The 17039-nt window shown below is 75.3% G+C and carries 13 protein-coding genes; 6 read left to right on the forward strand and 7 right to left on the reverse strand.

Translation table 11 applies throughout. The features are described from left to right. Window positions 1-68: 68 nt before the first annotated feature. Genes ACWD35_RS22810 through ACWD35_RS22825 form a run of 4 tightly spaced genes read right to left on the reverse strand, consistent with a single transcriptional unit; the run spans window position 69 to window position 5184 of the window. Window positions 69-323, reverse strand: coding sequence for an acyl carrier protein (locus tag ACWD35_RS22810; protein ID WP_451353115.1), 255 nt, complete (start codon window positions 321-323; stop codon window positions 69-71). A gap of 12 nt (window positions 324-335) precedes the next feature. Then, window positions 336-1316, reverse strand: a complete 981-nt coding sequence (locus tag ACWD35_RS22815) for a threonine ammonia-lyase (RefSeq protein ID WP_451353116.1) — start codon at window positions 1314-1316, stop codon at window positions 336-338. Beyond that, window positions 1313-2854, reverse strand: a complete 1542-nt coding sequence (locus ACWD35_RS22820; protein ID WP_451353117.1) for an amino acid adenylation domain-containing protein — start codon at window positions 2852-2854, stop codon at window positions 1313-1315. Before ACWD35_RS22820 ends, ACWD35_RS22815 begins: the two co-directional genes overlap by 4 nt. Continuing rightward, window positions 2854-5184 (reverse strand): lantibiotic dehydratase, encoded by a 2331-nt coding sequence (locus ACWD35_RS22825; protein WP_451353118.1) that lies wholly within the window; start codon window positions 5182-5184, stop codon window positions 2854-2856. The genes ACWD35_RS22820 and ACWD35_RS22825 overlap by 1 nt, the downstream gene beginning before the upstream one ends. 347 nt (window positions 5185-5531) lie before the next feature. Here ACWD35_RS22825 and ACWD35_RS22830 point away from each other — a divergent pair, with 347 nt between their 5' ends. From ACWD35_RS22830 to ACWD35_RS22840, 3 genes are all read left to right on the forward strand, one after another. After that, the gene (locus ACWD35_RS22830) at window positions 5532-5723 is read left to right on the forward strand and encodes an MbtH family protein (RefSeq protein WP_451353186.1); all 192 of its coding nucleotides are present in this window, start codon (window positions 5532-5534) and stop codon (window positions 5721-5723) included. Beyond that, entirely contained in the window at window positions 5716-6489 is a 774-nt protein-coding gene (locus tag ACWD35_RS22835) for a 4'-phosphopantetheinyl transferase family protein (protein WP_451353119.1), read from the forward strand. The genes ACWD35_RS22830 and ACWD35_RS22835 overlap by 8 nt, the downstream gene beginning before the upstream one ends. A 152-nt stretch (window positions 6490-6641) precedes the next feature. Continuing rightward, complete coding sequence (locus ACWD35_RS22840) at window positions 6642-7382, forward strand: Type 1 glutamine amidotransferase-like domain-containing protein (RefSeq protein WP_451353120.1); 741 nt, start codon at window positions 6642-6644, stop codon at window positions 7380-7382. 83 nt (window positions 7383-7465) lie between these two features. Here the strand turns inward: ACWD35_RS22840 and ACWD35_RS22845 are convergent, their stop codons facing one another. Then, window positions 7466-8074 carry a response regulator transcription factor gene (locus ACWD35_RS22845; protein ID WP_451353121.1) on the reverse strand — a complete coding sequence of 203 codons (609 nt, stop codon included), beginning with the start codon at window positions 8072-8074 and terminating at the stop codon, window positions 7466-7468. Next, the gene (locus ACWD35_RS22850; RefSeq protein ID WP_451353122.1) at window positions 8071-8682 is read right to left on the reverse strand and encodes a LuxR C-terminal-related transcriptional regulator; all 612 of its coding nucleotides are present in this window, start codon (window positions 8680-8682) and stop codon (window positions 8071-8073) included. The genes ACWD35_RS22845 and ACWD35_RS22850 overlap by 4 nt, the downstream gene beginning before the upstream one ends. Before the next feature lie 548 nt (window positions 8683-9230). Between ACWD35_RS22850 and ACWD35_RS22855 the strand changes: the two genes are divergently transcribed. From ACWD35_RS22855 to ACWD35_RS22865, 3 genes are all read left to right on the forward strand, one after another. After that, window positions 9231-12368 carry a type 2 lanthipeptide synthetase LanM family protein gene (locus ACWD35_RS22855; RefSeq protein ID WP_451353123.1) on the forward strand — a complete coding sequence of 1046 codons (3138 nt, stop codon included), beginning with the start codon at window positions 9231-9233 and terminating at the stop codon, window positions 12366-12368. Window positions 12369-12454: 86 nt separating this feature from the next. Then, on the forward strand, window positions 12455-12658 hold the full coding sequence (locus ACWD35_RS22860; protein WP_451353124.1) for a hypothetical protein: 204 nt from the start codon (window positions 12455-12457) through the stop codon (window positions 12656-12658). 120 nt (window positions 12659-12778) lie between these two features. Next, window positions 12779-15694, forward strand: a complete 2916-nt coding sequence (locus ACWD35_RS22865; protein ID WP_451353125.1) for an AAA family ATPase — start codon at window positions 12779-12781, stop codon at window positions 15692-15694. A gap of 37 nt (window positions 15695-15731) precedes the next feature. On the opposite strand, the gene ACWD35_RS22870 is transcribed toward ACWD35_RS22865, so the two are convergent. Then, window positions 15732-16982 (reverse strand): MFS transporter, encoded by a 1251-nt coding sequence (locus ACWD35_RS22870; RefSeq protein WP_451353126.1) that lies wholly within the window; start codon window positions 16980-16982, stop codon window positions 15732-15734. Between the last annotated feature and the right edge of the window lie 57 nt (window positions 16983-17039).

The following is a 17039-nucleotide window of genomic DNA, read 5'->3' on the forward strand; positions in this document are numbered from 1 at the left end:
AGCTCTCCTTGGCGAGCGCGGGGGACGACGGGTGGACGACGAGTGACGGTCCTTGCCGGAAGGGCTGTTCAGGCGGCGCCGTAGTCCGCGTCGACGACCTCGGCCAGGTCCAGGGGCGTGGGGTAGGCAAAGACCAGGGAGACCGGGACGTCCACGCCGAGGACCTCCTGGAGCCGGCCGGTGATCTGGAAGGCGGTGAGCGAGTCGCCGCCCGCCTCGTAGAAGTCGGTCTCCGGGGTGAGGTCGGGCAGGCCCAGCACGTCCCGGAAGATGCCGACGAGCAGGTCGAGGGTGCTGGTGGCGGTGGCGGTGTTCGGGTTCATGACGTCTGCTCCTTAGACGGTGGAGGTGGTGGAGATGGTGGAGATGGTGGAGGTGGCGGAGTCGGTGGTTCGGAGGGCGTGCAGGCGGGCGGGGGTGTTGCCGCCCGAGACGACGGCCACGGCCCGTTCGCTGCGCCCGGCGCGCAGGGCGCCGGCGAGGGCGACGGCCCCGCTCGGTTCGGCGTCGACGCCGTACCGGCGCAGCAGGGCGGTGGCGGCCAGGATCTCGGCGTCGCCGACGGCGATCAGGTCGTCGACGCGGTCGCGGATGATCGGATAGGGGACGGTTCCGGGGCGCTGGCCGCGCAGCCCGTCCGCCACGGTGGTGCCGGGCGGCAGGCGGACCGGGCGTCCGGCGGCCAGGGAGCGGGCGTAGCGCGGGGTGAGGGCGGGTTCGACGCCGACCACGCGGACGGGGTGGCCGGCGGCAGCGAGGCAGACGCCGGCGAGGAGTCCGCCGCCACCCGTGGGGACGTAGACCGTCTCGGTGTCAGGGGCGTCGGCGAGCAGTTCGATGCCGACGGTGCCCTGCCCAGCCACCACCAGCGGGTGGTCGGAGGAGGGGATGAACACGGCGCCGCTCTCGCTCGCCAGGGCGCGGGCGCGTTCCTCCCGTTCGGCCACTCCGCCGCCTACCCGCACGGTCCGGGCGCCGAGGGCGCGGATGGCGGCGACCTTCGCCGGGGCCGCGCCCGCCGCGAAGACCACGGTCAGCGGGATGCCGAGGGTACGGGCGAGGCGGGCGAGGGCGAGGCCGTGGTTGCCGGAGGAGCCGGTGACGATCCGGTGGGCGCCCAGGGCGAGTACGGCGTTGGCAGCGCCGCGCACCTTGAACGAACCAGCGGGCTGGAGGTGTTCGGCCTTCAGCAGCAGCCGCGGTCCGCCCTCCGGCGCCGGTCCGGGCAGCAGCGGGGTGCGTACGACGTGCGGGGCGATGCGGCGGGCGGCGGCGCTCAGGTCGGCGCGGCCGAGGCGGAGGTCGGTGGCGGTCATGCGGTTCCCCCGGCGCCGTCGGCTCCCCCGACTCCGGACCCGGCCCCAACCCCGGCCCCGGCCCCGGCCAGCAGCCGGCGGTCCGCCTTGCCGCCCCGCGTGGTGGGCAGCGTGTCGAGGCGGACGAAGCGGCGGGGCATCAGGTGGGGCGGGAGCGACCGGGCGAGATGGCGGCGCAGCTCCGCGTCCGTGGTGCCGCTCAGGTCGCCGGTGACGTGCGCGAGGAGGTGGACACGCCCCCGGTCGTCGGTGTGGGGCGTGACCACGGCTCCGGTGACCTGCGGGTGGGCGAGCAGCACGCCCTCGATCTCGGCGGGGTCGACGCGGTAGCCGCGTATCTTCACCTGCCGGTCGGTGCGGCCCGCGTAGTGCAGGCCACCTCTGCCGAGCCAGCCGAGGTCCCCGGTGCGGTAGAGGCGGGCGCCGGGCGGGCCGTAGGGGTCGGGGACGAAGCACTCGGCGGTGCGGGCCGGCCGGCCGCCGTAGCCGCGGGCCACCCCGGCTCCGCCGATGTACACCTCGCCCACGGTGCCGTCGGCGACGGGCGCCAGGTCGGCATCCAGGATCCGTACGACGGCTCCGGCGCGGGGCGTGCCCACGAGGTCGGCGGACGGGTCCGGCTCGGCGGGCACTCTGTGCCGCGTGGTGGTCATCGTGCACTCGGTGGGCCCGTACTGGTTGACGAGCCTGCCGGGTACGAGGCGGCGCCCGCCGGCGGTGAGGAACGGCCGCAGGGACTCGCCGCTGGAGGCCACCAGGGTGACACCGGCCAGCGGATCGTCGAGGCCGGGCTGTCCGGCCAGGTGGGACAGGAAGGAGGGGGTCACACTCAGCAGGGCCGTCACCCCGTACTCGCGCACGGTCCGCACGAACTCCTCGGGGCGCAGCAGCCGGGCCCGGTCCACGATCACCAGCCGGGCTCCCGCGAGCAGCGGGGCGAAGGTGTCGCGGATCGAGGCGTCGTAGCCGAGCGGCGCCGTCTGCAGGGCCACGGTGTCGGGACCGAGGCGGAAGGCGTGGGCCGTGTCCCTCAAGTAGGCGTCCAGGGCACTGTGTTCGACCAGTACGGCGCTGGGCTCCCCGGTGCTGCCCGAGGTGTGGCTGACGTAGGCGAGGGCGCGGGGGTCGACCGGACGGCCGTACGCGGCGCCCTCCTGGGTCCCGGGCCGGTCCAGCAGGACGGCGGGCAGGTCCAGGGCGAGGGCGGGGGCGAGCGCGGAGGTGGTGAGCAGCAGGCGGGCGCCCGCGCTGCGGGTGAAGGCGGCCAGCCGCTCGCGGGGCTGCCCGATGTCCAGGGTGAGGAAGGCAGCCCCGCAGCGCAGGACGGCCGCGATGGCCGCCACCGCCTCGCTGCCCTGCTCCACGGCCACGGCGCACACGGTCTCCGGCCCGGCGCCGTGCGAACGCAGCAGGCCGGCCACTGCCTCGGTGCGGGCGGCGAGTTGGGCGTAGGTGACGTCCCCGGCGGGTGTGGTGAGCGCGGTGCGCGAAGGGTGCCGGGTGGCGTGCGCGGCGATGTCGTCGGCGACGGTGCGCATCAGGCCTCCCCCGTGCCCGTGCCGGTGACGGTCTGGTCGACGGCGACGAAACGGAGTTCGGAGGTGTAGCGCCTGCCCTCGTCGTCGGTGAGCCAGGCCTGTTCCGGGGTGGGCAGCATCTCGCTGACCTTCAGCCGGGCTCCGGGGTCCTTGCGGGCGAGCCTGCGGGCCGCCTTGGCGAGGATGGTGACGTACACGGGGCTGTCGAAGTCGACGTAGAACGGCCGGGGTTCGGCCGGTGAGACGACGAACACGAACCGGGGCAGCTCGTGCCGGCGCTGCCAGTGCCGGGCCCGGACGAAGCGCACCGCCTCGGCCTTCTCTTCGGCGAAGTCCACTTCGGAGACCGGGAGTTGCCAGGTCTCGCGGGCCACGATCATGCGGTCCAGGGTGATCCGCGGGGTGTGCTCGCCCTCGGGGCGCAGCGTGAAGCGGTCCATGACGCGCTGGGTGAGCGTGTTGGCGTACACGTCGAGCAGGTCGTAGACGGTGCCGTCGGGCAGCACGGCCGCCAACCGTCCGTTCCTGTCCTCGACTCGGACGTCGGCGGCGAGCACGGTGCGGGGGCGGTGCGGGTCCCCGGTCTGGTCGACGAGGGTCACGAAGTGGTCCTCGGGCCGGTCCAGGGAGGGCCGGCTGCGCGTCGACCACTTCAGCGGGAGTTCCTTCGGCAGCGTGGGCAGCAGACGCGGGCCGGGGAAGTCGCGGGTGGTCTCGGCGATCAGGGTGTCCCGGTCGGGGTGCTGGTGGACGAAGAGGGAGGCGCCCATCGTGTTCAGGGCGCAGTGCATCTCGCCGAGGACGAGTTCGACGTCGCCGCGGGCGAGGGCGTCGTCGTCCTCGGCGATCACCAGGACGTCGGGGCTGATGTACCGGGCCAGCGACCAGCCGTCGCCCGGCTCGTCGAACTCCCGGCGCACCCGCTCCGCCAGCTCCGCGGTCGTGAACCGCACCCGGCGCGCGTCCGGCGGCAGCTGGAGGATCTGGGCCCACTTGGCGCGCAGTTCGGCCTGGGCGGCATCGATCAGGTCACCGGCGTCGGGGTGCGGGGAGGGCAGGGTGTGCAGCCACAGCGAGCCGAGGTCCACCGGTTCGCCGCCGGCCCGCAGCCGGTCGTGGACGGTGCGCAGGCGGGTGCGGATGGCGTCGGCGAAGCGGTTGGTCATCCAGCGGGCGGCGGTCAGGCACAGTTGCAGCGGTTCCAGGTGGGCGAGCAGGCCGGAGCCGGCCGTGGCGGTCGCCGCCCGCCGGGCGTCGGAGTACACCAACCCCCGGCAGGGAGCGGTGCGTGCGCCCTTGGCCCGCTGGGCGTCGCTGTCGGTGAGGGCGGCGAAGTCGGCCTCCAGGGCGCCGATCGCGGCGGTCAGCGCGGTGGCGTCGGTACCCGCGGCGCGTACGGCGTCCCGGCCGCGCTCCAGCACGGCGAGCTTCGCCAGAGCCCGTTCCCGGGCGGCGGTGTCGGGGACGCGCTCCAGGATGGTGCGCAGGGCACGGTCGGGGTGGGTGGCGGCGGGCACCTCCAGGCGCCAGTGCACCCAGCGACGGGAGACCAGCTCGCCGACGATCCGGGCGGCTTCGCCCGGATCGATGCCGAGGGCTTCGGCGATGGCGTCCGGGTGCCGGGTGCCGTCGCACAGTCCGAGCACGGCCAGCTCGGCCGGGCCGATCGGCTGGGCCGGCCGTCCAGGAACCCGTACGGCCTCGTCCGCCCAGCGTACGAAGGACACGCGGCGCGGCGGGATCCAGCGCATCAGGTCCCGGTCCTCGGCGAGCACCTTCGCGAGGGCGTCGATCGCCCAGCCCGAGAAGTACACCTGCGACGCGGCGAGGAAGCCGTGCCCGGCGTCGAGGGCCACGGCTTCCGGCTGCGCCGGGTCCCAGCGGCCCCAGCCGACCGGGCCGAAGAAGCCGATGGTGTCGTTCTTCACGCAGAACCGCTGCCAGTAGTGCGCCACGAGTTCCTCGCGCTGGCGCGGCATGCTGCTGCGGCTGTCCGCGCCAGGCGTCCAGCGCAGGAACGGGGCGATGCCGGTGCGCAGGATCGCCGGGTTCTGCCAGGCCAGGGCGGCCTGGAAGCGGGGCTGGGCGGCGATCTCCTGAAGGTGCCGGGCAGTGTGTACGGCGGCCTCGGAGAGGTCCGAGGTGAACGCCTGCCACTCGGGTCCGGCGGGTTCGAACTCCGGGCCGAACTTGTCGGCGGCCTCGGCCAGTCCGGGCGGGGCGAGGCGCAGCACGCCCTCGGCGGGGAAGCCGGGGCCGCGCAGCGCGAACTGCTCCCACAGCCGCCATCCTCCGCCCGGCAGCAGGACCGGTGCGTGCTCGTCCGACATCGCGTGGCTCCTTCCGGAAAAGGGGGGTTCGCGGGTGGGCGTGGCCCGGCCGGGCGGCGGGTGCCGCCGTCGGGTGTTCCGGGGCGCCTGGCCCCCGCTACCGGTCAGCACGGTCCCGCGGCACGGCCGCCCGCCACCAGGGAAGATCCGGCAGCAACGCGCGCCACCGGGTCAGCGCGTTCGTCCCTGCCCTCGCGGGGGACGCCGGTCCACGCTGGCCTCGTCGGCCTCTGACCTGCGGCCGGCCCGACACCTGCGGGAGGTTTACCGTGACGCACGACAACTCCGCGACCGGCACGAGCGGCAAGGAGGCCCGCCCCGAGGCCGTAGGCCCGGACACCGACGAGGTGTATCTCGTGGTGCGCAACGAGGAGGAGCAGTACTCGATCTGGCGGGCGGACCGCGAGGTGCCCGCGGGCTGGCACCCGGAGGGCCGGCGCGGCTCCCGGCAGGAGTGTCTGGACCACATCGGCGTGATCTGGACGGACATGCGCCCGCTCAGCCTGCGCCGCCGCCTGGCGGCCGGGGCAGATGTCTGAGCCACACGCGGGTCCGCTCCTCTCTCTGCCGGCCCACGCCCCGCCGGACTCGCCGGGGCTCTGTCCGGCCGTACTCGACCTGTCCCGGCTGCACCGTCAGGCGTACGTGCCCCGGCGGCGCGCGCTGGAGAGGCCGCTGGAGCTGTACCTGGCGCAGGTCGGCGCGCAGGACGAGCGGGCGCTGCGTGACGCGCAGGAGCTGCTGGACGCGGAGGAGCGGGCGCGGGCGCGCGCGTTCCGGCATGCCCGGGACCGGGACGCCTACGTCGTCGCGCACGCGGCGCTGCGCAGCGTGCTGAGCGTGCTGCTGGGCATCCGGGCCGAGGCGCTGCCGCTGGTGCGCGAACCGTGCGCGGGCTGCGGCGGTCCGCACGGCCGGCCGGCGCTGCGCACGCCGGACGTGCACTTCTCCCTGTCCCACAGCGGCGACCTGGTGATGGTGGCGCTCGCTCCGGCGCCGGTCGGTGTCGACGTGGAGGGCCTGGCCAGCGCGCAGGCGGTCCTCGGCGCGCAGTCCGCGCTGCACGTGGCCGAGGCCGACGAGCTGGCGCGGTTGCCCGCGCACGAACGCCCGGCGGCGTTCACCCGGGCCTGGGTCCGCAAGGAGGCCTATCTCAAGGGCCTGGGCACCGGCCTGGTGCGCAATCCCGCGCTGGACTACGTCGGGACCGGTCCGCTGCCCGTCACCCCGGCACCGGACTGGACCCTGCGGGACGTGCTCGTCCCGGCGGGGTATGCGGCGGCCGTGGCCCTGCGGACGCCGTAGCGATGCGGACGCCGTAGTCGTAGGAGAGCCAAAAGCGGGGGCCGGTCTCAACGACCGGCCCCCGCTGGGCTGTTGGGAAGGGCTGGGAGAGCGGAGCACCTTCACGATTTCCCCACGTCCGGGGCAGGCACCACCGCGTTACGATCATGCGCGTGACCGCTGCGGAACCCACGATCCTCGCCACCTCCGGGGGCCACCGCGTGAGCGCACGCACCCGGGTGCTCTTCGACGGCCTGGTCCACCACGCGGTCGACCTCTCCGGCGTGCACGGCAGGCGTCCGCGGATCCTGTACGTCGGTACGGCGGTCGGGGACGCCGAGCACGTCACCGCCCGGATGCACGAGGCGGCCCGGGTGGCGGGCTTCGACCTCACCCCCCTGCATCTGTTCCCCATGCCGAACGTCGAGGACATCGAGGGCACGGTCCTCGGGCACGACGTGGTGTGGGTGATGGGCGGTTCGGTGGCCAATCTGCTCGCCGTGTGGCGAGTGCACGGCCTGGACGCCGTCCTGCGCCGCGCGTGGCAGGCGGGCGTGGTCCTCGCCGGCGTCAGCGCGGGCTCCATCTGCTGGTACCAGGGCGGCGCGACGGACTCCTTCGGTCCGGAACTGCGCCCGGTCACCGACGCGCTCGGCCTGCTGCCGTACGGCAACGGCGTGCACTACGACTCCGACGCGGGCCGGCGCCCGCTGATCCACGGGCTCGTCGCGGACGGCACCTTCCCGACGGCCCACTGCACCGACGACGGGGTGGGCCTGGTCTACCGGGGCACCGAGCTGGTCGAGGCCGTCGCCGAAGTGCCCGGCGCGGGCGCGTACGTGGTCACGCGGGAGGGCGAACGGGCGGTGGAGGAACGCATCGAACCGCGGCGGCTGCCCGCTCCGGCGTACTGAGCGGAACGGAGCCGAGGGGCGCGCGGGGTGACAGGCGGACAGGGCCTAGGTTCCCCGTACCCCGCGCCGGCCTCCTCACCGCGTCAGATCAGCCCGTGCCGTACCGCGTGGGCAACGGCGTGGGCCCGGTTACGGGCCTGGAGGCGGGCCATGACCTCGTAGATGACGTTCTTGACGGTGTGTTCGGAGCAGTCCAGCAGCCGGGCGATGTCCGCGTTGGCGAGGCCCTCGGCCATGAGGCGCAGTACGGAGGTCTGACGAGCGGTCAGGGAGGGCTTGCCGTCGGCCCGCGCCGGGCCCGCGGGCTGGGGGCCGCCGGTCAGCAGGTGGGAGAGCACCGGGTAGGGGATGCTCAGGTGCGGCTGTCCGGCGCGGCGCACGGCGGCCACCAGGGTCTCCTCGGTGAGGTCCGTGGTCCGCAGGACGACGGCTCCGGCGCGCAGGGCCGTCTTGAGACCCGTACGGGTGACGGTGTCGCACACGAGCACCAGGGGTCCGGGCTCCCGCGGGCCGCACAGGGCCCGTTCGGCGTCGGCGGCGACGAGCACGGTGACGGCGCGGGGCTCCCCGTGGCCGGGCACGCAGCTCAGGCCGGCGCGGCCGGCGAGGGCGAGGACGCGGTCGGCGCCGTGTGCGGTGCGGGCACGTACCCGGACGGAGGCGGCCGGGGCGGTGGTCAGCGTGGCCGTCACAGGAGGCCCGCCCGGAGTGCGTAGGCGACCGCGTGGGCGCGGTTGCGCAGCCGGAACCGCTGGGTGATGTCGTGCACCACGGTGGTCACGGTGCGCGGGGAGTAGGCGAGGCGCTGGGCTATCTCCGCCGTCTCGTGCCCGTCGGCGACCAGCCGCAGGACCGAGCGCTCGCGCTCCGACAGGGCGCTGCCCGCCCAGCCGCCGCTGCCGTGCCGGGCGGCACCAGGCCGGTCCAGCACCTGTTCCAGCAGGTCGGGGGGCAGGGTGCAGTCGTCGCGGGCGGCGGCCAGCACCGCATGGGCCAGGCGCGCGGCGTCGGCCTCGCGGCGCAGCAACAGGCCCCGGGCGCCGGCGGCCAGGGCGTGCAGAGCGTCGCCGGAGGCGAGGGCGCCGGCCACGAGAACCACGGCCGGGCGGCCGGGCTGGGCGCGCGTCGTGCGCACCGTGTCGAGTTCGGCGGGTCCGAGCCGGTCCACGGTGAGGACGGCGACCCGTGCGGCACCGGGCTCGCACACGGTCAGCTCCGGGCACGCCAGCAGGGTGCTGCGGGTGCCGGCCTCCAGCACCGGGTCGAGGGCGACCACACCGACGGGTACGGGTGCTCCCATGTGCTGCTCCTTGGAAGGTCGTCCGCCCTGCCGTGAGTGCTGCGGGCGGTGGGGGGTACTGGGCAGCAGCCTGTCGTGGGGTCGCGGTGGGGGCATCGGTAGTCGTTCCCCACCTTTCGCCCCGGAGCAGGGGGTCGGGGCCCCGGGGGTGGGCGCGGGCGTACGGCTCGGCGGACCCGCGCACGGTGGCGACGGGCTGCTCCGGGCCACTGGGCGTGCCGACTCGGCCTCAGCGGCGGCCGGGTGGGGGCGCCGGGCGGGTGAAGGGTGGCGGGACATGGGGGTGTGGGTGGGGGCCGGGGCGTCACAGGGGTGGGCGTGGGGGGCGTATCGGCTCCCCATAGGTACCGCGGGCATCCCCATGGGGGCTTGCGGCTGCCGTCGGCCGGCTGTGGGTGGACCCCGGCCGACCTGTGGTTTTCCCCGAGTTGGCGCGCAACGGCCCCGGCCCGTTCCCCAGTCTGGGCGTAGGTGGGGTGGGGGCCCGCAGAGAATATGGGGGACGGTTCCCCATGTGGGGGGTGTACGGGGTCTGCGACCTTCGTCTCGTGACCGATACCGCCAGCCTCCCGACTCCCCGGAGCGCCGGCCTGCCGCTCGCCTGGTGGGCCCCGGCGCTGACCCTCGCGGAACGGCTCGCCGCCCCGGACCTCCCGGCGGCGCCCGCCGCGACCGCCTCCGCCGGCCCCGCCCTTTGGGCCGCCGGGGACCCCGAGGGCTTCGCCGCACGGCTGGCCCACCTCGGGGTGGACGGCGCCATGGCGGCGGCCCTGACGGCGGAGCCCGCCGAGCGGCTGGCCGCCCGCACCGCCAAGCCCCGCTGGGCCACGTACGCCGAAGAGGCCCTTCACGCGGCGGGCGAGGCCGAGCAAAGCACCGCGGGCCGGGACGCACAGGCGGGCCCCGCCGAGAGTGACGGCCCCGACGCCTTCGCCCCCGCCGTACGACTGCTCGTCGCCCCGGCCGCCGCACGTCTGGACGGCGTCCTGGACGGGCTCCCGGAGGCCGAACAGGCCGTCTGGCGGGACGCGTTCGAAGGGCAGCTGACGTATCAGCTCGTTCGGCAGGCCGCCCGTACCCTGGTTCGCGAGCTGGACCGCGCGCGGCGCGCCGGACGGCTGGCCGGGGCCGGCCCGCGCGAGCGGTTCGCCTCCTTCGTCGCCGGGGCGGGCAGCCGGCGCGGCCTGGGTGAACTGCTGGCCGCCTACCCGGTGCTGGCCCGGATGCTCGGGCAGACCGCGCTGGACGCGACCGACGCGGCGGCGGAACTCGTACGCCGGTTTCGGGCCGACCGGGACGACCTGGTCGCCGGTCTCCTCGACGGTCGGGACCCGGGCGCGCTGACCCGGGCGGACCTGGGCCGCGGGGACACGCACCAGGGCAACCGGGCGGTGGCGGTGCTGCACTTCGCGTCCGGTGACCGGCTCGTCTACAAGCCACGCTCGCTGGAGCAGCACGCACTGCTGGACGGTCTCGTGGGCTGGCTCAACGCCAAGGTTCCCGGGCTGGCCCTGCGCACCCCGCGCAGCCTGCGGCAAGAGGCGTACGGGTGGCTGGAGTTCGTGGAGCACCGCTGGTGCCGCTCGGTGACCGAGACCGACACGTTCTACCGCCGCCAGGGTGCGCTGCTGGCGCTGCTGTACGCGGTGGACGGCGCGGACATGCACTACGAGAACGTGATCGCCTGCGGCGACCAGCCGGTCCTGGTGGACGGCGAGACGCTGCTGCACACCGGGCTGTCGCAGGCCATGACGGCCGGCGCCGACCCGGCGGCGGACGCCCTGCACGCCTCGGTGCACCGCACCTGCCTGCTCCCCCATCTGCTGATCGGCGAGCACGGGGCGCTCGACATCTCCGCGCTCGGCCGGTCCACCGACGGCACGTACCCGAGCGAGGGCCTGCGCTGGGTGGACAGCGGCACGGACACCATGCGGGCCGTCCGCGCCCCGGTGCTCAGCCCGGCCGCCCAGAACCATCCGCTGCCGGAGGGCAGCCCGCTGGACGGCGCCGACCACCGGGCGGCCCTGCTGGCGGGGTTCCGCACGGCGTACGCGGTGATCGCCGCGCACGGTCATGAACTGATCGGTGACGAGGGGCCGTTGGCGGCCCGGTCCGACAGTCCGGCGCGGCTCATCGCCCGCTCCACCCGGCTCTACACGACACTCCTGGAGGAGTCCGCGCACCCGTCGCTGCTCACCGACGCCCTGGCCCGGGAGAGCGTGTTCGCCGTGCTGTGGACGGAGTCGGAGCACGACGAGGCACGCCGGCGGCTCATCGAGCACGAGACGGCGGACCTGTGGCGCGGGGACGTACCGCTGTTCGCCCACCGGCCCTCCGGTGCAGGGGTCCGGGCGGCCGACGGGACCTGGCTGCCCGGTCTGCTGCCGGTGGCGAGCCTGGACGCGGTGCGGGCGAAGATCGCCCGGATGGACGAGGTCGACTGCCACGACCAGGAGTGGGTCATCTCGGCCACGCTCGCGGCCCGGGGTGCCGGCTCGCCGCTGGCGCGGCCCCGGTCCGAACTCGCGGTGGCGCCGGTACCGGCCGTCGTACCCGAGCCGTCCCGGCTGCTCGCCGCGGCCTGCGGGATCGCCGACGAGCTCGCCGCCCGCGCGGTGCGCGACGGCGGCCGGACCAACTGGCTGGGACTGGAACGGGTTTCCGGACCGCATTGGGCGGTGCTGCCCATGGGCGCCGGGCTCGCGCAGGGCTACTGCGGGGCCGCCCTGTTCCTGGCCCAGGCGGACGCGCTGGCCGGGGCCGGCCGGTACGCCACCCTGGCCCGCGAGGCCGTACAGCCGCTGCCCGCCCTGCTGAAGGCGCTGGCCGCCGACCCCGAGCTGGGCGCGGCGGCCGGACCCGGCGCGTACGACGGGCTCGGCGGCATCCTGTACGCCCTGGTGCGGCTGTCGTCCCTGCTGGACCCGGAGCTGACGGACTGTCTGCCGGACGCCCTCACCGCGCTCGGCCACGCAGCCACCGCCTGCCCCGACCTGGGGCTGGCCGGAGGCATCGCCGGGGCGCTGGCGGCGGCCGTCGTCGCACACGAGGCGACCGGGGCGCCGGAGGCCCTGCGCCTGGCGGACACCGTGGCGGACCGGCTGCTGGCCTCGGCGGCGGGCGCAGGCACAGACCCCGGGTTCGCAGGAGCCCCCGGATTCGCCGACGGCGTCGCAGGCATCGGCTGGGCGCTGCTGCGATACGCCGCCCGCCGTCCCGAACGCGCCACCGCACACGCGGGCACCGGCCGCGCCCTGCTGCGAGCCGCGCTGCGCAATGCCGAAGCCGTGGCGGCCGATCCGTCCTGGTCGTCCGGGCTCGCCGGGGTGACGGCAGCCGCCGCCCACCTGGCGTCCGGTGCCGACGTACGACCCGCAGCGGCCCGGCTCACGGACACCGGGGTGGGCCCGGACCTGAGCCTCGGGCACGGCGGCCTCGGCACGCTGGAGGCGCTGGCCGTGCTCGCCGACCGTGGCGACCCGACCGCGACCGGAACCCTGACCCCGTACACCGGGCGGGCGCTGGCGCTGGTCGAGGCGCAGAGCCACCGGTGTGCCACCCCCGACCACGTTCCCTCCCCCGGGCTGCTGACCGGACTGTCCGGCATCGGCTACGGACTGCTCCGCCTGGCCCACCCCGAGACCGTCCCGTCCGTCCTGCTCCTCGGCCACCACCCGGCCCACTGACCGCTCAACCGCCTCACCGCTCCACGGACTTGCTCCACCTCCCACCCCGTGCTCCCCGCACGGGACACCAGAAGGGGATCACCGTCATGGACCAGAACCTCGCCGCCACCGCCGCCACCACCGAGACCACCGACGCCGCCGCCACCGAGCAGGACGCCGCCGGCGGGATCACGCTCAAGGGCCGCAACCGCGCCTGCGCCCGCGCCCGCGTGCTGGCCGGTCTGGTGCTGACCAGCGGGGTCGTCATCACGCTGAGCACGCTGGACACCTCGGTCTCCGCTCCTCGGTGACCTACCGTCAGCCCTGAGAACTCGTGGTGGCGCGGACCCGCTCGGCGGGCCCGCGCCGTCCGCGTTCGTCCGAGGAGCGACCTGCCGCACATCCCGACATTCCGATTATCATCTGCGTTCATGCGTTCCCATGCGCCTTCCCTGGTCGGGCGGGACCCTCAACTGGGTTTGCTTGACCGCGCCTTGGCCGACGCCCGGCAAGGGCGCGGCGGTGTGGTCTTCCTCGTCGGCGAGGCCGGTGTGGGCAAGTCGCGGCTGGCGGCGGAGGCCGTGGGCGGTGCGCTCGGGGCCGGGATGCGGGTGCTGCGCGGGCGCAGCAGCACGACGGGCCCTGCCGTACCGTTCCGGCCGCTGACCGAGGCGCTGATGTCGCTGTTCCGCAGCGGCGAGCCCCTCGACGACTCGGCCCTCGGCCCCTATCGCCCGGTCCTCGGGCGGCTGATTCCCGACTGGGACACCGGGGAACGCGAGAGCAGCTCCATGGTGATCCTGGGTGAGGCGGTGCTGCGTCTGCTGATGGCCGCCGCGCGCGGCCAGGGTCAGCTCCTGCTGCTGGAGGATCTGCACGACGCCGACCCCGAGACGCTCGGTGTCCTCGAATACCTGGTGGACAACCTCGAGTACACGCCGGTCCTGCTGCTGGCCACCGTGCGGACGGACTTCAGCGACGCGCTCGACCTCGCGCAGTCGGCCCGCCGCCGCGGTGCCGCCACCCTGGTGGAACTGCCGCCGCTGACCCGCCCCCAGGTCCACGACATGGTCGCGGCCCAGCTCGGCGCGGACTCCCCCGGTGAGGTGCCGGAGCCGGTGCTGCAGCGGCTGTGGGAGGACAGCACGGGCAGCCCGTACCTGGTCGAGGAGCTGCTGCAGTCCATGATCGGGGCCGGCACACTGGTGCAGGGGCCGGAGGGCTGGCGGGCGGTCGGCGATCTACGCAGTGACGTGTCCTCCACGCTGGCGCGGGGCATTCTGCGGCGCATCGACCGGCTGGGCGCCGAGGGCCTGACCCTGCTGTCGGCCGCCGCCGTCCTCGGCCGGCGCTTCCCGCTGACCGTGCTGCAGCGCATGACGGGCATCGACGACCGGGCTCTGCTCAGCCATCTGCACGCCGGGGTGGCCGCCCGGCTGGTGATTCCGGACGAGCCCGCCCCCGACTGGTACTCCTTCCGGCACTCCCTCACCGTGGAGGCGCTGTTCACGCAGATGACGCCCGGCCGACGGGCGGAGCTGGCCCGGCGCGGCGCGGAGGCGACGGAGGAGCTGCATCCCGAACTGGGCGGCGACTGGTGCGCGTTGGCGGCCGGGCTGCGCTGCGAGGCCGGGGACCGCGCCGAGGCCGGACGGCTGTTCGCCGCCGCAGGCGGCCGGGCGCTGGCGGCCGGTGCGCTCGGCTCCGCGGTGACTCAGCTCAGCAGCGCAGAGCGGCTGCTGGCCGAAGGCGCCGATCCGCAGGCCCGGGCGGAGGTGCTGGAGAACCTGCTGCCGGCGCTCGCCGAGGCCGGTGACTTCGCCCGCGCCTTCGACCTGGCCGAGAATCTGCACGCGCTGGACGGCGCGGGGCTCAGCCCCGCCCGGCTGGCCACGCTGCACACCCGGCTCGCCAAGGTCGCGCACACGGCGGGCCGCTGGAGCGACGGCAACCGGCAGATCTGCCGCGCCCGTGAGGTGCTGGCGTCCGCGCCGGACGACGCGACCGCCGCCGCCGTCGACGTCACCGCCGCCTATCTCGCCCTCGACACGCCCGGCCCCGACCGCACCCAGCACGCGGAGAAGCTGGCCCGCTCCGCCGCCGACGCCGCCGAGCGCTACGGGCTGCCCGTGGTCGCCTGCCAGGCCCGGGAGCTGCTCGCCACGGTGGCCCGCGAGCGGGACCCGGAGGAGTCGGCGGCGATGCTGGAACAGGCCCTCGCCACGGCGGAGCGGCACCGGCTGCCGTTGCAGCGGATGTACGCGGCCACCCGGATGGGCGGCAACGCCTGGCTCGCCGACGGCGACACCGCGGGGCTGCTGGCGGCCCGCGAGGAGGCCCTGCGGCTCGGCTCGGTGAGCATCGTGCACACCGTCGACGGCATCCTCGTGCTCGACAGCGTGCTGCGCGGCGCCTACGACACCGCGCGCGAGGCCGCCGCCGAGTGCCTGGCCGTCGTACGCCGCCTGCGGCTCGCCCCTGCCGTGCGCTACGTGCTGATGGCCGAGGCCGCGCTCGCGGCGCACCTCGGGGACCGTACGGCGATGGAGGCGGCGCTGGCCGCGTTCGCCGAGTGGGACGGGGTCGGCTCGCAGGAGGAGCCGCTGGGCTTCGGCCTGGCCCGCGCGTTCTGCGCGCTGCTGGAGGAGGACCGGGAGCTGGCGCGGGCGGAGCTGGGGTCGGTGCTGACGCTGGAGGCGGACAACCCCTCCACCTACCATCTGAGCGGCACCCACGGCCTGGTGCTCCTGCTGGACGTGCTCGCCGGGGACGCGGACCGCGCCCGGCACGAGGAGATCAGCGCCACCGCTGTGGCCCGGATGCGCTGGAACCGGCAGTTCGTGCTGCTCGCCGACGCCGTGCTGCTCGGCCGGGAGGGCGCGGACGCGGCGGCGGCCGGGGCGGTCGAGTCGGCGCTGGCGGCGGCGGAGCCGTATCCGCTGGCCCAGCACCTCGGGCTGCGGCTGATCGCGGACGCGGCGCACGGGGACGGCTGGGGCGATCCGGTGGGCTGGCTGCGGCGGGCGGAGCACTACTTCCACGGCCGCGACATCCCGACCGTCACCGGTGCCTGCCGGGCCGCGCTTCGCCGGCTGGGCGCGCCGGTGCACCAGCACCGCACCGGCACCAGCGGCATCCCCGAGGAGCTGCGCGCCCTGGGCGTCACCGTGCGGGAGTTCGAGGTGTTCCGGCTGCTCGCGGAACGTCTCAGCAACAAGGATCTCGCCGACCGGCTGTTCATCTCCCCGCGTACGGCGGAGAAGCACATCGCGAGCCTGATGACGAAGACGGGGGCGGCCAACCGGGCGGATCTGTGCACCCGTTCGGCCGCTCTGCGCTCCTCCTAGCCCAACTCACGTACAGGCCGAGAAACTTCCCGCACGTCTAACGCATCTCCCGCACGGCCCGCGAGCCGAGTACGGCCACCGCGGTCAGGGCGAGCACGGCGGCGACCACGCCGAACAGGGCGAACGTGCTGGTGCGGGCCAGCGCGCCGCACAGGACGAGCGACAGCGGGGCCGCGGCGTAGCCGAGGACCATGTCCACGGAGACGAACCGGCTGAGGACGTTCTGCGGGATGGTGCGCTGGATCCAGCTCAGCCCGAACACGCCCTGGAAGCCGATGGCGAAGCCCATGGCGAGCACGGTGCCCACCACCGCCGGGGTGCTGTGCACCAGCCCGAGAACGGCCATGCCCACGCCGAGCCAGCCGGCCAGCCCGGCCACCAGCAGGCCCACCCGGGGCCAGCCGCCGAGGGCGCCGCCGGCCAGGGTGCCGAGCATCGCGCCCCCAGCGAGGGATCCGTTGAGGATGCCGAGGGTGGCCGAACCGCCGCGCAGCACCTGGTCCGCGAGGGTGGCGAAGCCGACCGTGAAGGGCCCGGCGTAACAGAAGTTGACGGCGGTGTCGAGGGCGACGATGGTGCGCAGCCGGGGGTCGCGCCAGGTGTAGCTCACGCCCTCGCGGATGCGGGCGCCCAGAGACAGGGGAGCGTCGGCGGCGGTCTTCGTCTCCGGGCGGACGGCCCGGGGCCGGGTGCGGATGCCGGCGACGCACCAGCCGCACAGCGCGAAGCAGACGGCGTCGACGAGGAAGGCCACCGGGGGCCTGGTGACGGCGATGACCACCCCGCCGATGCCGGGACCGATGACGGCGGCGGTCCGGGTCCCCGCGCCGAGCAGTGCGTTGGCGGGGGTCAGCAGGTCGTCGTCCACCACGGACGGCAGGATGGTCACGCGGGCGGGCTGGAAGAAGGCGTCCACCGCGCCGAAGGCCGCCGCCGCCGCGCACAGCATCCACACGGTCAGGTGCCCGCCGAGACCGGCCAGTCCGACCCCCGCCATGAGCGCCGCCCGGGTCCAGCTGGAGGCGGCCATGAGCGTGCGGGTGGACCAGGAGTCGCTGAGGGTGCCGCCGACGAGGGTCAGCAGGGCCCGGGGTACGGCCTGGAAGGCCAGGACGTAGCCGAGGGTGAGGGTGGAGCCGGTCAGACCTAGGGTGATCCAGGAGAAGGCGACGACGCTGAATCCGTCGCCGAGCAGGGACAACGACTGTCCCAGCCACAGGAGTTGGAAGGGGCGCTGCCGGGCGGGTGCCCACAGCCGTGGACCGGCACCGGCAAGGGTGGTGGCCATGGTCGAGCCTTTCGTGGAGGGGCCGCGGCACCGGGCGGGTGCCGCGGCCGGGGCATC

This window comes from Streptomyces sp. NPDC002671 (assembly GCF_053592475.1).

Coding starts and splice junctions, on each gene's coding strand:
- ACWD35_RS22860 (WP_451353124.1), top strand. CDS start 12,455: ATGGACCAGAACCTCGCCGCCACCGCCGCCACCACCGAGACCACCGAC.
- ACWD35_RS22865 (WP_451353125.1), top strand. CDS start 12,779: ATGCGTTCCCATGCGCCTTCCCTGGTCGGGCGGGACCCTCAACTGGGT.
- ACWD35_RS22820 (WP_451353117.1), bottom strand. CDS start 2,854: ATGCGCACCGTCGCCGACGACATCGCCGCGCACGCCACCCGGCACCCT.
- ACWD35_RS22835 (WP_451353119.1), top strand. CDS start 5,716: ATGTCTGAGCCACACGCGGGTCCGCTCCTCTCTCTGCCGGCCCACGCC.
- ACWD35_RS22810 (WP_451353115.1), bottom strand. CDS start 323: ATGAACCCGAACACCGCCACCGCCACCAGCACCCTCGACCTGCTCGTC.
- ACWD35_RS22815 (WP_451353116.1), bottom strand. CDS start 1,316: ATGACCGCCACCGACCTCCGCCTCGGCCGCGCCGACCTGAGCGCCGCC.
- ACWD35_RS22850 (WP_451353122.1), bottom strand. CDS start 8,682: ATGGGAGCACCCGTACCCGTCGGTGTGGTCGCCCTCGACCCGGTGCTG.
- ACWD35_RS22870 (WP_451353126.1), bottom strand. CDS start 16,982: ATGGCCACCACCCTTGCCGGTGCCGGTCCACGGCTGTGGGCACCCGCC.
- ACWD35_RS22825 (WP_451353118.1), bottom strand. CDS start 5,184: ATGTCGGACGAGCACGCACCGGTCCTGCTGCCGGGCGGAGGATGGCGG.